General features: G+C 67.4%; 15 protein-coding genes. 6 read left to right on the forward strand and 9 right to left on the reverse strand.

Annotation, left to right across the window (positions count from 1 at the left end; genetic code table 11):
• Together ACW7G0_RS08220 and ACW7G0_RS08225 are read left to right on the forward strand one after the other, a co-directional pair.
• Positions 1-375 carry a c-type cytochrome gene (locus ACW7G0_RS08220; RefSeq protein WP_456988990.1) on the forward strand — a complete coding sequence of 125 codons (375 nt, stop codon included), beginning with the start codon at positions 1-3 and terminating at the stop codon, positions 373-375.
• A gap of 27 nt (positions 376-402) precedes the next feature.
• Positions 403-1,149 carry an SDR family NAD(P)-dependent oxidoreductase gene (locus tag ACW7G0_RS08225; RefSeq protein ID WP_456988992.1) on the forward strand — a complete coding sequence of 249 codons (747 nt, stop codon included), beginning with the start codon at positions 403-405 and terminating at the stop codon, positions 1,147-1,149.
• A 65-nt stretch (positions 1,150-1,214) separates the two neighbouring features.
• Here the strand turns inward: ACW7G0_RS08225 and ACW7G0_RS08230 are convergent, their stop codons facing one another.
• From ACW7G0_RS08230 to ACW7G0_RS08240, 3 genes are read right to left on the reverse strand one after another with little or no spacing between them, the layout of a single operon-like run.
• The gene (locus ACW7G0_RS08230) at positions 1,215-2,519 is read right to left on the reverse strand and encodes an NAD(P)/FAD-dependent oxidoreductase (protein WP_456988994.1); all 1,305 of its coding nucleotides are present in this window, start codon (positions 2,517-2,519) and stop codon (positions 1,215-1,217) included.
• Positions 2,520-2,533: 14 nt separating this feature from the next.
• Positions 2,534-2,947: an NAD(P)H-binding protein gene (locus ACW7G0_RS08235; RefSeq protein ID WP_456988996.1), complete on the reverse strand. Its 414-nt coding sequence runs from the start codon at positions 2,945-2,947 to the stop codon at positions 2,534-2,536.
• Positions 2,881-3,075, reverse strand: a complete 195-nt coding sequence (locus tag ACW7G0_RS08240; RefSeq protein ID WP_456988998.1) for an SDR family oxidoreductase — start codon at positions 3,073-3,075, stop codon at positions 2,881-2,883. Before ACW7G0_RS08240 ends, ACW7G0_RS08235 begins: the two co-directional genes overlap by 67 nt.
• Positions 3,076-3,197: 122 nt before the next feature.
• On the opposite strand from ACW7G0_RS08240, the gene ACW7G0_RS08245 reads away from it, so the two are divergent.
• Complete coding sequence (locus tag ACW7G0_RS08245) at positions 3,198-3,692, forward strand: winged helix-turn-helix transcriptional regulator (RefSeq protein WP_456989485.1); 495 nt, start codon at positions 3,198-3,200, stop codon at positions 3,690-3,692.
• Here ACW7G0_RS08245 and ACW7G0_RS08250 read toward each other — a convergent pair.
• The 5 genes from ACW7G0_RS08250 to ACW7G0_RS08270 all read right to left on the reverse strand — a co-directional run bounded on the left by ACW7G0_RS08250 (position 3,613) and on the right by ACW7G0_RS08270 (position 11,529).
• Entirely contained in the window at positions 3,613-3,876 is a 264-nt protein-coding gene (locus tag ACW7G0_RS08250) for a hypothetical protein (protein ID WP_456989000.1), read from the reverse strand. The two genes, ACW7G0_RS08245 and ACW7G0_RS08250, sit on opposite strands and share 80 nt — an antisense overlap.
• Before the next feature lie 121 nt (positions 3,877-3,997).
• Positions 3,998-5,143, reverse strand: a complete 1,146-nt coding sequence (locus ACW7G0_RS08255) for a phytase (RefSeq protein ID WP_456989002.1) — start codon at positions 5,141-5,143, stop codon at positions 3,998-4,000.
• Between the two features lie 55 nt (positions 5,144-5,198).
• The gene (locus ACW7G0_RS08260) at positions 5,199-8,021 is read right to left on the reverse strand and encodes a TonB-dependent receptor (RefSeq protein WP_456989004.1); all 2,823 of its coding nucleotides are present in this window, start codon (positions 8,019-8,021) and stop codon (positions 5,199-5,201) included.
• A 125-nt stretch (positions 8,022-8,146) separates the two neighbouring features.
• Positions 8,147-9,904, reverse strand: coding sequence for a hypothetical protein (locus ACW7G0_RS08265; RefSeq protein ID WP_456989006.1), 1,758 nt, complete (start codon positions 9,902-9,904; stop codon positions 8,147-8,149).
• Positions 9,905-10,017: 113 nt separating this feature from the next.
• The gene (locus ACW7G0_RS08270; protein WP_456989008.1) at positions 10,018-11,529 is read right to left on the reverse strand and encodes an alkaline phosphatase PhoX; all 1,512 of its coding nucleotides are present in this window, start codon (positions 11,527-11,529) and stop codon (positions 10,018-10,020) included.
• A gap of 166 nt (positions 11,530-11,695) precedes the next feature.
• Here ACW7G0_RS08270 and ACW7G0_RS08275 point away from each other — a divergent pair, with 166 nt between their 5' ends.
• The 3 genes from ACW7G0_RS08275 (at position 11,696) to ACW7G0_RS08285 (ending at position 14,085) form a co-directional block, all read left to right on the forward strand.
• The gene (locus ACW7G0_RS08275; protein WP_456961073.1) at positions 11,696-12,124 is read left to right on the forward strand and encodes a DUF2231 domain-containing protein; all 429 of its coding nucleotides are present in this window, start codon (positions 11,696-11,698) and stop codon (positions 12,122-12,124) included.
• Positions 12,121-13,413, forward strand: a complete 1,293-nt coding sequence (locus ACW7G0_RS08280) for a PQQ-dependent sugar dehydrogenase (protein WP_456989010.1) — start codon at positions 12,121-12,123, stop codon at positions 13,411-13,413. Before ACW7G0_RS08275 ends, ACW7G0_RS08280 begins: the two co-directional genes overlap by 4 nt.
• Positions 13,414-13,518: 105 nt before the next feature.
• Complete coding sequence (locus ACW7G0_RS08285) at positions 13,519-14,085, forward strand: sugar O-acetyltransferase (protein WP_456989012.1); 567 nt, start codon at positions 13,519-13,521, stop codon at positions 14,083-14,085.
• A gap of 16 nt (positions 14,086-14,101) precedes the next feature.
• On the opposite strand, the gene ACW7G0_RS08290 is transcribed toward ACW7G0_RS08285, so the two are convergent.
• On the reverse strand, positions 14,102-15,001 hold the full coding sequence (locus tag ACW7G0_RS08290; protein ID WP_456989014.1) for a LysR family transcriptional regulator: 900 nt from the start codon (positions 14,999-15,001) through the stop codon (positions 14,102-14,104).
• Between the last annotated feature and the right edge of the window lie 41 nt (positions 15,002-15,042).

Consider the following 15,042-nt stretch of genomic DNA (forward strand, 5'->3'; position numbering starts at 1 on the left):
ATGACACTCCCCTCGGCCTTGCTGCTGGCGTTGATGCTGCCGTTCTCCGCGTCAGCGCAGTCGGCCGCATCCGGGCAATCGGCCACGCCCGCCGTGGACGAGGCCCAGCTGCAGCAGGGCAAGCAGCTGTACCAGCACTGGTGCTCGGCCTGCCATGCCCGCGGCCCGGGCCACCCGGGCACCCAGGCACTGGAAGCGCGCTATGGCGGCGCGATGCCCGCTGCCCTGGAAGACCGCACCAATCTCAGCCCGGAAGTGGTCGCGATCTTCGTGCGTAACGGCATCTCGGTGATGCCGTTCTTCCGCAAGACCGAGATCAACGACGGGGAACTCGCCGCGCTAGGTGCCTACCTGTCGCACAACCCACCCGAATAACCGGCCGCAAGGCCACTGGAGGAATCAATGATTCTTGAGAACAAGACCGCAATCGTCACCGGTGCCGGTTCGGGGCTGGGCCGCGGAATCGCCCTGAAGCTGGCCGAGGAAGGGGCCAACGTCGTCATCGCCGACATCGACGAGAAGGGCGGCAACGGAACCATCGAGGCCATCCGTGCACTCGGCAGGAAGGCCATTCTGGTCACCGGCGACGTGTCCGACCCGGAGTACCACGTCGAAGTGATCGCCCGTACCAAGGAGGCCTATGGCCGCCTGGACATCGCGGTCAACAACGCCGGCATCAGCCACGACTTTGCCCCGACCGCCGAGATTCCCGTCGAGACCTGGGACCGGGTGCTCCGGATCAACCTGTCGGGCATGTTCTACGGCGTGCGCGTCCAGATCCCGGCGATGCTCGAGGCGGGCGGTGGCGTGATGGTCAACATGGCCAGCGTCGCCGGTGCGGCCGGCGTGCCGGGGTTGTCGCCCTACACCGCCGCCAAGCACGGCGTCGTGGGGCTGACGAAGAATGTGGCCCTCGAATACGCCACCCAGGGCATCCGCGCCAACGCGGTGGGACCGACCTACATCAACACCGACCTCGTCAACTACGTCCCGGCCGAGCAGCGCGCCGAGCTGGCCAACGTGCAGCCGATGGGCCGGCTGGGTGAAGTCGAAGAGGTCGCCGAACTGGTGCTGTTCCTCGCCAGCCCGCGCTCGAGCTTCATTACCGGCGGCTACTACCCGATCGACGGTGGCGTGCTGGCGCGTTGAGTCGGGGCCTGCCAGCAGGTCTTCGGCCTCCTGCCCGGGCGAGCCACCCGGGCAGCTGACACGCATCAGTCCAAGCGGATCGTGGCGCGCAGGCGCGAGTTGAGCCGGTCCACCAGCCACAGCAACCCGCCGCGCCAGAAGCCGTGGATCCGGGCCTGGTGGCTGCGGTACAGCATGACGTGGCTGAGCTGGGCCAGCCGGCCACGGAAGGTGACGCCGGTGAACAGGCCGAACTGGCCGAGCGAGCCGAAGGCGTCGTAGTCCCCCAGCGACACCAGCGCCCCCATGTCGCGATAGCGGAAATCCGCCACCGCATCCCTCCGCAGCGCCTTCGGCAAGGTTCCGATCAGGTATTTGGCCTGCTGGTGGGCCACCTGGGCGGTGGGCGGCAGCGGACGCTCCGCCCCGGCGGGCGTCAGGCTGGCGCAATCGCCGAGGGCGTAGACGGCCGGGTCGCGTGTGGTCTGCAGGGTCGGCAGCACCACCAGCTGGTTGTTGCGGGTCGCCTCCAGGCCATCGAGGTCGGCGAGGAAGTCCGGCCCCTTGACCCCGGCCGCCCAGACCTTCAGCGAAGCCGCCAGCCGGCTGCCATCGGCCAGCTCGAAGCCATCCGCGGTCGCCGCGCTGACCTGGGTCCCGGTCATGACCGTGACCCCGATCGCTTCCAGCCGCGTGCGCGTGGCGCTGGAGATGTCCTCAGGGAACGCCGCGAGCAGGCGCGGGCCAGCCTCGACCAGGGTGATCGAGATGCGCGAGGCCAGCTCCGGCACGCCGTAGGCAGTCGCGGACTCGAACAGTTGCACCAGTTCCGCTGCCAGCTCCACCCCGGTGGCACCACCGCCGACGATGGCGATCGGCAGCACGGTGTCCTGGGTCAGGCACTGCAGCAGGCGGATGCGCACCTCGCGGTTGAACGCCTCGGCCTGCCGGCGCGAATCGATCCGGTAGCAGTGCGCGGCCACGCCCGGCGTCCCGAAGTCATTGGCCTGGCTGCCGGTAGCCAGCACCAGCATGTCGTAGCCAAGCCGCCGCGAGGGGATCAGCAGGCGCCCATCCGGCGCGTGCTGTGCCGCCAGCAGGATCTCGCGGGCGTCCCGGTCCAGGCCGCACAGTTCACCGGGCTGGTAGGCGAAGCCGGCGTCGCGTGCCTGGACGAGGTAGGTAGTCTGCTGCTGGGAAATATCCCGGGTACCGGCTGCAATGGTATGCAGCATCGGCTTCCACACGTGCGCCGAGTCGTGGTCGATCAGGATGATGGACGGTCGCCCGTGCTGCCGACGCCAGCGGCGGCCGAGGGTGCTGGCGATCTCGAGGCCGGCCACGCCGCCACCGACGATTACGATCCGCTGCGGTCCTTCCTGTGTTGTCATCGTTTTCCTGGTCCTTACGCGAGCACCGCGGACACGGCGTCCGCCAGCGACGTGGTCGGCCGGCCGATCAGCTGCGACAGGACGCGGCCGTCATCGAACAGCGCGCCATTGGCGACAGCGGCGCCGGCGGCGGCGGTGTAGTTCTCGGTATACCAGCCGTTGCGCAGCAGGGTGGTGGCCAGCCCGGACGCCTCCAGCAGCGCCTCGGTGGCGACGTGCTCGGGCGCCAGCCCCAGGGTGGAGCGGTCCGCGTGCAGCAGGCTGGTATAGACCACGCGCCCGACCCCGGCCTTCTTCGCGGCCTCGATGAGGTTGTGGTGCTGCTGCAGCCGCTGCCCGACCTCGCTGCCGGAAATCATCATCAGCGTGTCGATGCCGACAAAGGCCTTGTCCAGAGTGTCCGGGCGCGTGTAGTCGGCTTCGCGCACCTCCAGTCGGCCGCCTTCGAGGGCGTGCGGGCCAGCGCAACGATGTCGGCGGCCGGCAGCTTGGCGCGCAGGCGCTCGATGAGCAGGCGGCCAAGCTGGCCGGTGGCGCCGGTGTCTGCGATGGTCATGGAGATTCGCTCCGTTGATGGGGGTGTTGGCAGTGTAGGACTTACACCAACTCCTCGTGGCCGCCTGCCCCTCGCGCGAGGTACTCAAGCACGTCACCAGCCGCTGGGGCGTGCTGGTGCTGGTGCTGGAGACGCGCGTCCACCGCTTCAGCGAGCTGCGGCGCGCCATCGATGGCGTCAGCGAGCGGATGCTGGCGCAGACGCTGCAGTGGCTGGAAGGCGACGGCCTGGTCGACCGGATCGCTTATGAAGTGGTTCCGCCCCACGTGGAATACCGGCTGACACCGCTGGGCCGGGAGGCCGCGGAGAAGGTCAGTACGCTTGCGGACTGGATCGAGGGGAGCCTGCCCCGGATCCTGCAGGCGCATGACCAGCGGAGCCGGAACGCGCGCAGGCGTAAAAGACCGCATGCTGGCGCGCACCTCCGGCACCGCGGTGGGTGCCGCGACGCAGTCGATCGGGTAGTAGCCCGCCGGCTGCCCTGCTGTTTTGTGGATGCAGTTGGCAGGATGCGCGTTGGGTTGTCGGGGTGGGTCGCTATCCGCTACACCCGCCACAACAGATGGACGGCAATTGCCGCACCTGCTCCGGGGTTACCGGATAGCCGGCTTGGTTGATCAGTGAAACCAACTCGGTCGAATCGATCGAGGCGGCGATCCTCAGCAACTGGCCCGTCGGATCAACGTCGACCAGCGCCGACGGATCAAGCTCGCGGATCGCCGCCTCGACGGCATCGGCATCCGGCAACGGACCAGCAGCACTGACATGGAACTCCATCTGGATGACCTCACCCGCGGACATCACGTTGTCCGGACACCCCATTGTCCGTCGCACAACCACTCCCAGCCCTGACCGCGATCAAGCCGCAGGCCGCGTAGGCGCATTAGCCAAAGGCGTAATGCGCCCACCCCACCCGCCACCCCTACCCGCTACAAGCCGGCAGTCCGAGCGTGCTCGCGATATCGCGCCAGTCGAAGGCGACCATGCCTTGGTCGTCATGCACCGCGTAGAACACGCCTTCGGGGAACTCGCGGGTCGCGGCCTGGTGCAGCCAGATGCCGTCGGTGTTGGCCACCATTTCGCCGCGGAAGGCGCCGGCGTGCTGCAGGCTCTCGCGCTCGAACAGGTGGAAGGTGGTTACGTCCTTGGCCTGCTCGGTGGTCACCCACCACCCGCCGTCACCGCAGGTGTACAGGGCGATGCCCTCGGCCTGGGCGGCGAAGGTGTCGGCGCCAAACACCTGCCCGGAGAAGTTGCCTTCCAGGTCGTACACCTTGAACTCGTTGGCGTAGGTCTCGTCCTCCTCGGCCACCAGCAGGCGCCCGGTGGCGGGGTCGCCCCAGAGTGACTCGACCACGCGCAGTGCGCCGGTCTCGCCGGTATCGCCGAAGGCACCGGTGAACTCGCCCAGCATGCCGTTGTCGCCCACGGTGACGCTGTAGCGCTTGACCCGCTCGTCCAGTTTGGCCAGCGGCGGCAGGATGTCCTCGCCGTCCGCGTCCTCGCCGGCCATGTAGGCATCGGTAACGTAGATCTCGTAGGTGCCCTCGCCGGCCTTGTCGACCCACAGGCCGTAAGGCTTGACCAACTGCTCCTGGCCGAAGTGCCCGAGCGGCTGCAGCGACGGCAGCGCGAAGCCCTGCACGCGGCGATTGTCGCGCTCGACCACCAACAGCAGGTCATCGATCACGAATACGCCGTTGGGACGCTTGAACTGTCCGTCCGCCTCACCGCGGGAACCCAGCGTGCGAACGGTGGCGCCGGTATCGCCGTCATAGACCACCAACTGGTCGGTGGCCTTGGCGGTGCCGAACACCCAGGTGCTGCCGTCGGCCGTGGTCCAGCTGGCCAGTGAGTCGATGTTGTCCTCCGGAGTCATCGTGCTCTTGAACGCCTCGGCGATGACCGGCGTATCCGTCGTCGCGCCCGGTTCGGCGCTGGCCGCTACGGCGTCGGCACTGCCTTGCGCAGGCACAGTGGAAGTCGCGGCATCGCCGGCGTTGCCACAGGCGCTGACGGCCAGTGAGATGGCAAGGGACAGGGGCAGCAGGCTCAGGCGAAGGGTCATGGACGGGTCCTCGGGATTCGGAGTGGGCGGGGCGGATTCGGCGGGTACGCGGCGATCAGAAATTCACCTGCACGCCCAGCTCGAAGGTGCGGCCGTAGCTCTCGAACTGGCTGTTGAAGCGGCGCTCGCCCAGGTACGCGTACAGCGGGCGATCGTTGAGGTTGATTGCGTTGAAGTAAAGCTGGGTGCTCGGACTGAGACGGTACTTGGCACTCAGGTCAAGCTGGAAGTGGTCGTCCACGTAGCGGTCGAACGCCGGGTCGTCCAGCTCCTCCAGCGAGTCCAGGTAGCGGCTGCGGTAGTTGCCGGCCAGACGTAGCGAGACGGTCTCGTTCTCATAACCCAGCGACACGTTGCCGACCCGGTCGGACTGGCGCGGCAGGCTGAACTCGCCCTCACGGAATGGCAGCGTGGACTCGCTGTCGATCCAGGCGTGGTTGATCGAGAACAGCAGGCCGTCGAACGGTCCGGGCAGGAACGAGAGTTTCTGCGTCCAGCCCAGCTCCAGGCCGCGGACGGTCGCGTCGTCGCCATTGAGCGGCTGGATCGCCTCGTCGAAGTCGACGAAGGCGCCGGTACCGGCCACGTCGGCGACCACGATGAAGTCATCGATCTTCTTGTAGAACAGGCTCGCGGAGAGCAGGGACACGTCGCCAGGGTAGTACTCCACCGACAGGTCGACGTTGGTGGCGCGCATCGGGTCCAGCTCGGGGTTGCCCAGCTCTGCCTTGCGCTCGTAGCCGTCGCCGTCTTCCTCGATCTCGATCACCTGGTAGGGCGCGGAGTCGGCGAAGTTCGGCCGCGACACGGTCTTGTTGGCCGAGGCCCGGAACACCAATCCCTCGCGCGGCTCCCAGCGTGCGTGCAGGCCCGGCAGCCAGTTGGTGTAGGTCTTGCCCATGCCGATCGGCACGAACATCGGATCGCCGCTACCGGACTGCTCGTCGATCTCGATGCGGGTGCCGACGGCGTCGTATTCGGTGCGCTCCACGCGCACACCGCCGATCAGGTGCAGGTCACCGAAGTCCAGCTTGCCCATCGCATAGGCGGCATGGATGTCCTCGTCGACGCGGTAGTCACCGCCCTGGCGCTCGATCGCGGTCTCCTCCTCGTCGATCTCGAACTGGCCGCGGTTGGCGTCGATGAAACCGGCCAGGCTACCGGCGTCGGCGATCGGCTGGAGCGTCGCATACGGGTAGTCGGCACCCGAGCGGGCGAAGTCGGCCAGGGTGTAGTCGCCGCCGTAGCCACCGAACACGGTCGAGTCGAAGTCGGCGGTCTTGTCGCGCAACCGCGACTTGCCGCCGAACTTGATGTAGCCGTAGATGTCGCCCAGCTCGAAGTCCCGCTGCAGGTCCAGTTTCAGCGCGGTTTCGGTCTCCTTGGTGCTGTAGGGCTCCAAAACGATCTCGTCGAGCTCGTACGCGCCGGCATCGGTGAATGCGGCGTTGTCCAGGCCAAAGAAGTGCGGGCGCTTACCGGCGCCGCCGATGTCGTAGCCAAGGTCGAGCCCTTCCTGCACCCAACCGGCGCCGAAAGAATCGGTCTCCTCGGTTTCGGCAAACGAGTAGGCGGCGCTGTAGTCGATCGTCCACGGGCCGCGGAATGCCTTGCCGCCCAGGGTGGTGGCGAAGATGTCCTGGGTCTGGATGCGCGCCTCGGTGAACTTCTTCGCGGTCGCATCCTCGAAGCGTCCGCCGGTGTCGTCCAGGGCCACGGTGTCGCCGTCGTCGAACACGAACACATTGGTGGACTGCACCTCGTCGTCGCTGAAACGGCTGTAGAGGTTGCGCCAGTAGAACTCGTTGTCCATGTCCGGGCGCCAGTCGAAGTTGAGGTTCGCACTGGTGCGCTCGCGGGTGATCATGTAGTCGCGCTGCTCGCCCTCGGCGATGCCCTTGAACTCGGTGCCGTCGGGCGCTTCCAGCCAGTCAGCAGCAGCGGTCTCGATGCCGTCGGTGGCGAACTCACGCTCGTACCAGCTCACCGACGCCGCTACGCCGAAGTCGTCGTTGGCGCCGAAACGGTCGGTGTAGGTGCCCGACAATTTGGGGTTGGTGTTGTCGCTGCGTTCGTTGTGGCTGGCCTCCACGCGGCCACTGATGCTGCGACCGGGGCGGTCGAAGGCGGTCAGGCTCTTGATCTCGATGTGGCCACCGACGGCGTCGCCGTCCATGTCGGGGGTGACCGTCTTGATCACCTCCAGCGTCTCCAGCAGGTCGGAGGAGATCACGTCCAGGTTGACCGCGCGCGAGTCGTCTTCGGGGCCGGGCACACGCATGCCGTTGATGCTGGTGGTGTTGAGCGCGGCGTCGAGGCCACGCACGACCACGAACCGGCCCTCGCCCTGATCGCGCTCCAGTGACACGCCGGGCAGTCGCTGCAGCGACTCGGCCACGTTCTGGTCGGGGAACTGGCCGATCGCGTCGGCCGAGACGATCGATACCAGATTGTCGGACGCCTGCTGCTGGCTCAGCGCGGCGGCCTGCCCGGCCATTTGGCCAATCACCAGCACCGAGTCCAGCGTGGTCGCGGCACCGCCAACGGCGCCAATGGCGATATTGCCGATCGAGGCCATCGGTTCGGCCACTTCAATGGCCTGCTGCACCGGCGCGGCGCCGACGTAGTCGACCTGCAACGTGTAGCTGCCGGCGGGCAGGCCGCCGATACGGAAGCTGCCATCGTCGCCGCTGACCGCCTGACGGTTGCCTTCCAATACGCGGATGGTGGCGCCCTGGAATCCGATCAGGCCGGCCTGATCGGTCACGCGGCCAGCCACGGTGGCGGCGTCGGCGTGGGACATCACGGAAAACAGTGGCAAGGCGGTCGCAACGGCGCATGCAAGCGCACGTTGGCGCAGGGGCTTACGGGACGTCATGGTGACTCCGGCGGATTGGGGTAAGGGTCGTCGAGCCAATTCGGATCAGCTGATCCCTGCAACCGTATGTCTCAACCGTGACCTGCCGATGACAGTTGTCACCCCAATGCCGCCTGTCGCCATGTTCAGTTCCCGGCGGGTATCACCTCGCCGTACCGGTTCATGCCCGAGCCGCCGTTGGAGCCGGCGTCGTAGACGTAGCCGTACACCCGCGTGCCATCGGCACGCCGCACCGGCTGGCCGCGGACCCACTGTGCATCGACCTCGTCGACCTGCAGCGTCGCCGGCTGCCAGTTGCCGGCGGCATCGGTGCTGGCGTGGAACAGGCGGCCGCTGGCGTTCTCGATGAACAGCACCTGCGCGCGACCGTCCAGAACGATGGCGTCGGCGCCGGCCTGGTCGGAGTCGATCGCGTTCTGTACCACGTGGCGATCGGTCACCACGTTGACCTCGCCCAGCGGGCCACCGGCAACCGAACGGCGCTCGCGCAGCCGCCCATCAGCCTGGCGGTAGATCACCATGACGGTGTCGTCCTGAGGCTGGTAGACCAGCGGCAGGATCGCACCGACATCGTCTTCGCCAGTGCCGAGCCGGTCGGAGAGCAGCTGCCGCGGGCCGGGCTGCCCGTCGGCCCCGATGAGACGGTACCAGGCGGTGCCGTCGTGGCCGGTGTAGGCCAGATGCACGGCGTCGCCCTTGCCGGTGACCAGCATCGGGCCGGACAGGCGCGGACCGGTGTCGGCGTCGAGGATGGTCTCCGCGCCCCAGCGGCCGTCGGCGGCGCGGATCTTCAGATGAATCTGTTCCGGGCCGCCATACACGCCCACCAGGCTGCCGTCGGAGCGCGCGGCGAGCGCGGCGACCTGGGTCGGCGGCTCCGGCGGGGACGCCACGAGCTCGTCGCGTACCGCCCAGCTATCCGGGTGGGTCGGGTGGTCGGAGGTGCGGAAGGCGTGGTGCCAGACGTCGTCGGAGGTCTGGTGGAGCATATGCACAGTGTCGCCGGCCAACACCGTGGAAAAGCCTTCAAGGTCGTCCGCGGCCGGGCGGTGGGCAGCGTCGACTTCGTCCCAGCTTCGACCGCCATCGCTGGACTTGACCATCATCAGGACGTTGCTGGTCTCGGCCGGCTCGATGATGAAATACAGGTCGCCGTTGGACGCCTGCCAGGGGCCGATTGGGCCAGGGGTCTCGACGAAGGTGCCGCCGAGCAGTCCGTCCGGCACCGCCACGGTGAGGGTCGGTGTGGCCGCGGTTGCGCAGGCACCGGCGGTGTCGACCATGCGCAACTCATAGGTGTCGCCGGTCTCATTCGCATGCGCGTCGTCGGCGAAGCGGCGGATCACCAGCGGCCACTCCCATTCCCCATGCACCTGCCCACCGCTCCAGGTCGGCGTGGTCGAGTCCAGCACCATGCCCGCACCGGCACGGAACGGGGCGGATGAGCCGGCCAGCAGGTCGGTGGTCGCCTCGCCGGGGGTGTACTCCTCGTTGGCGACCACGCTGATCGGCGGGGTCACCAGCGGATAGGGGAACTCGGCCGACTGGAGGTCCGCCCACTCCCCGCCGTTGTGGCGGTATTGCAGCCAGAAGCGACGCAGCGTATCCGCCATGTCAGCGGCCTCGACCTCGATCCGCACCCGGAACGGCTGGTCGGCGTTGACCGTGATCGGCTCGTTGGTGGCGGCTACCCAGTCGGTATCGACGTTGAGTCCGGCCTCGAAGTCCGAGCGCACACGGAACGCCGTCAACGTGCAGCTGGCGGCGCGACTGCCGTCAGACAATGCCAGGTCGGCCGGCTGGGCCAGGGCCGGCCCCGCATGCGAGGTCATGGCAACCAGGAAAGCGATGGCGATGGGCGACAGGCTTGGGATGAGGGGCATCGGCGCGGATCCTGCTACGGGACGTTAATGAACCGGCCACCCTATCGCCACCCTGTGACGTGCGGATGTCAGCGTGGTGGCAGGGCGGCCTTTGCGCGTCGGGAGCCTCCTTCCTACAGCCCCCCGTGTTGCCACGGCCCGGTGATGGCCAGGGTGATCCCCGGCGTCTGGATGTTGACGAACAACGTGTCCCCGGCCGGATCCCAGCACGCTCCGCAGAATTCGCCGCGACGATAATCGCCCTCGGCAACCTGCTTGCCGGCACCCGCGATCTGGCTGCTGGTCAACTCGGCATTGTTCTTGGCCAGGTAGAACGACTCCCCTGCCCCGGTCAGGCCGAGTACGCGCGCCCCAGGCCCGTACTGGTCCAGGCTCTCGCCGCCGTCCTCGCACAGCACGACCCCGCCGCGCGGGCTGACGGTGACGTTGTCGGGGTTGTTGGCGGCGAGCTGGTTGCCGCTGACGAACAGTGCGCGCAACGTCTGGCTGGGCAGGTCCAGCACCCAGACCGCGCCACGGCCATGTCCCTTGCGGCCGGAATCGTCCATGCCGGTGGACGTGTCGACGATGAAGAGGCTGTCGCCGGCGTGCCAGATGCCTTCGCCGCGGCTCATGCGCAGCGCGCCCTGGGTCCAGGCCTGCGCGAACGGGCCGCTGAGGGTATCCCCGGGGTCGACGTCCGGGAAGCTGGCCGGAGCGACCAGGTTGTCCAGGTCGGGGGCGTCGATGTCGACCCATTCCAGTTGGTAACGGTCGCCGATCGCGGCCACGCAGAGGTCGGCGTTGCGCCTGCCCTGCACCCGCGCGGCCTGCAGCCGGCCCCCGTTGGCCAGCGAACCATTACGGCCACTGGTGTCGTCGGGCACGTAGCGGTACAGCCCCGACTTGTTGCGGTCGTCCTCGGTCAGGTAGACGTAACCGGTGCGCGGATCCACCGCTACCGCCTCGTGCGAGAACCGGCCCATGCCGATGATCGGCCGCCCGCTGGTGCGTGCGGGGTCGGGGTCGACCTCGAACACGTAACCGTGTTTGTTGCCGTCGGCTGAAACCTCGTTGCTGCTGACCTCCTCGCAACTCAGCCAGGTTCCCCATGGGGTCGGGCCGCCGGCGCAGTTGATCAGGGTGCCACCCAGGCTCGCCTCCATCGCCTGCAGCTTGCCGTCGCGCCAGGTCAGGTTGGTGGTGCCGCCGCCAGCAACGCCGCCGCCGATCAGCCCGGTGTCGTACATGCCCGGCGCCTTGATCGGCGTTCCTATCCCCCGCTCGTGGTTGCGCACGATCACCAGCTCGCTGCCGCCACCTTTGCGCTGAGGCTGGAGCACCGCCATGCCGTCGTGCCGGTCGGGCACGGGCTGGCCATCATCCATCAGGTCACCGGCCCAACCGAGCGAGGTATAACTGAAGCCCGGGGGCAATTGCAGCAGCTCCAGCCCGGTCGCGCTGTCGGCCACCGGCGCCAGCGCACCGTAGGGACCGGCAATCGGTCCCAGGCGCATCGCATCACCGCTCACGGCGGCGATCGCCTGGCGGGAATACAGCGCCCCCAGGCTGCCGATCGCGCCCATGGCCATGGCCGCCGCGCTGCCCTTGAGGATCTGGCGGCGGGAAAGATCGAAGTCGGCCATCGGTGGCACCTTAGTCTGCGAAACAGACAAGTTTGCTACCTCGCTGTAACAGCGCGATGACAACGGCGTCTGGATACTGTGTGGGGCCCTCGTGCTGGAAATCTCGCCCGGCAGCACTGGTACAGTAGTGGGTGCCTCGTTTCAATCATCAAAGGGAACAACTGCCATGGCTGTCACTGTCGACCAAGTGTCTCAAAGGGCACTACACCCGTTTCATGCGTTTCTGCTTGCCGGGGCCGTCCCGCTGTTCCTGGGCGTCCTGTTGAGCGATATCACCTATGCCCGCAGCTACCAGATCCAGTGGAGCAACTTCGCGTCCTGGCTGCTCGTCGGCGCGATGGTTTTCACCGGCTTCGCGCTGCTGTGGGCCGTCATCGACCTGTTCCGTGGCGATCGCCGCGGCGGGCGCCCGCTCGTCTACGTCCTGCTTCTGCTGGCGACCTTCGTGGTGGGCTTCATCGACTCCCTGATCCACGCCAAGGATGCGTTCGGGATCATGCCGACCAGCCTCATCCTGTCCGTGATCGTTACCGTGCTTGCATGCGCGGCGACCTGGGTCGGGTTCTCCAATCTTCGTGCCGGAGGTGCAGCATGAAACGCCTATTGACCGCCGTTGCCATCACGACCCTGTTGGGTGCATGTGGCGGTGGCAGCAGCACCCCGGACTCCGCTCTGTACGGCGCTGACCCGACCATCCCGGCCGCTCAGACCCGACTGCTGCCCAACATGACCATTGCCAAGCCGGCGCTGTGGGGCGACCAGGTGCCGACCGTGCCGCAGGGCTACACGATCGCGGCCATCGCCACCGACCTCAACATCCCGCGCCAGACCCTGGTGCTTCCCAACGGCGACATCCTCATTGCCGAAGGCCGCGGCGGCAGTGCAGCGAAGTTGAAGCCGAAGGACGTGATCGCTGGCCGCATCAAGGCCAAGGGCAACACCACGGTCAAGAGCGGCAACCGCTTGACGTTGCTGCGCGACACCGACGGTGACGGCAGCTACAAGGAGCGGACCGTCTTCGCCGAGAACCTCAACGCGCCTTACGGGCTCGCGCTGATCGGCGACAAGCTGTACGTCGCCAACCAGGACGCGCTGGTGCGGTTCGATTATCACGAAGGCCAGACCAAGGCCAGCGGAGCACCGGTCACGATCACGGAGTTGCCGTCGGCCATCAACCATCACTGGACCAAGGCGTTGACCGCCAGCCCGGATGGACGTTTCCTTTACGTCGGCATCGGCTCCAACAGCAACATCACCGAGCGCGGGATGGACGCCGAGGTCGACCGCGCCCAAGTGTGGCAGGTGGATGCCCAGACCGGCGCGCACAAGGTCTACGCCACCGGCCTGCGCAATCCCACAGCGCTTGCCATCCAGCCGGGAACGGACGTCTTGTGGGCGGTAGTGAACGAACGCGACGAGATCGGCCCGGACCTCCCGCCCGATTACCTCACCTCGGTCCGTGAAGGCGGTTTCTACGGCTGGCCCTACGCCTATTGGGGCAAGAACGTCGACACGCGCGTGCGACCGCAGAATCCGGAAAAGGTGGCCTCCGCGCTCACTCCGGACTACGCCCTGGGTACGCACGTGGCCGCGCTGGGTCTGGATTTCTCCACACCCACGATGGGTACCCAATTCGCGGACGGCGCATTCGTCGGCGAGCACGGCAGCTGGAACCGCAAGAACCCGGTCGGCTACAAGGTGATCTTCGTGCCGTTCAGCAATGGTCGTCCCGCGGGTCCGCCGATCGATTTCGCCACCGGTTTCCGGGGCGAGGACGGCAAGACCCGTGGCCGCCCGGTCGGCGTGACCGTGGATCCGCGCGGCGCGCTCATCATCGCCGACGACCTGGCCAACACGATCTGGCGCGTGGCCCCGGCCCGCTGACCGTCCTTGACATGAACCCGCCGACCCACGCGCTCAACGCGGGGGTTCGGCGGGATGGTTGCCCCTGCCACGAAGCCTGAAGCGGGAGCGTCCGGATAACTGGATATGCGAACGGAAAAGGAAAAGATGCTGGCGGGCGAGTTGTACGACGCCGGCGCCAGAGAGCTGCAGCACGACATGGCCGCGACGCATCGATGGCTGGCACGCTACAACGACGCGTTGGGCATGACGGCATCGGAGCGCCACCTGCTGCTGCGCGAGCGGCTGGGCGCGGTCGGCGAGAGTGCCGTCATACGACCGCCGTTTCATTGCGATTACGGCTTCAACATCCGCCTCGGAAATGGCGTATTCCTCAACTTCAGTTGCATCATCCTCGACGTGGTTGAAGTCACGATCGGCGACGGGACGCAGATCGGGCCGGGTGTGCAGATCCTCACCGCCGACCATCCACGCGACGCGGCAACGCGGGGCTCCGGCCTGGAGTTCGGCCGCCCGGTGCATATCGGCCGCAATGTCTGGATCGGTGCCGGTGCGCTCATTCTTCCGGGCGTCAGCGTCGGTGACGACGCGTTGATCGGCGCGGGCAGCGTGGTGACCCGCGACGTGCCCGATGGCGTCACCGCCATGGGCAATCCCGCGCGCGTGAACCTGACCGTCCGCGACGCCGGCTGACGCACTGTCCTGACGCTCAGCACGGATTCTTGGCGAAGGCCTCCGCCAGATAGTCGATCATGACCCGCACCTTGGCTGGCGGCCGCCGGTCGGGCGGATACAGGACATGGATACCGCCGAGTTCCACCACCGGTTTATCCAGTTCCAGCACGACGAGGTCACCGCGCTCCAGCGCCTCGCCGACGATGAAATCCGGCTGGTAGATGATGCCCTGCCCGCCGACCGCCGCGGCCAGCAGCGCATCGCCGTTGTTGGCCAGCAGGTCGCCGCCGACCGGCACGCGGAACTCGCCGTGCGCGCCGAACGCCCACTGCTTGCTGTCCTGCATGGCGGACAGCGTGTAGCTCAGGCAGTTGTGCTGGGCCAACTCGGCAACCCGTCGCGGCACGCCACGGCGGTCGAGGTAATCCGGTGCCGCGCAGACCAGCATCGCGGCGTCTCCGAGCCGGCGGGCCTGCAGTGGACTGTCCGCCAGCCGGCCGATCCGGACGGCCAGGTCCCAGCTGTCGGCGATCAGGTCCAGTTGGGCATCGTTCAGGCCAAGCTCGACCCTCACCTCCGGGTGCAGTCGGCTGAACTCGGGCATCAGCGGCGCGATGAAACGACTGCCGAAGGACAGCGGCACGTTCATGCGCAGCAACCCGGTGGCCTTGATGCGCTGTGACGCGGCCGCCGCCTCGGCCTCGTCGATCTCCGGAAGGATGCGCTGGCAGGCCTCGAGGTAATTGCTGCCGGCCTCGGTCAAGCTGAGGCGACGCGTGGTGCGGTGGAACAACTTGACGCCCAGCCGTGCTTCCAACGCATTGACATGCTTGGTCGCCATGGCTGGCGACATGCCCAGGTGGCGGGCGGCGGCGGACAGGCTGCCGACGCCGGCAGCCCGCACGAAGACGCGCATGCTGGTGACGCGATCCATACCAGCTCCTACTATTAGTTCGAAGTGTTGGTGGATCTTAG

It is taken from the genome of Lysobacter sp. A286 (genome assembly GCF_054052105.1).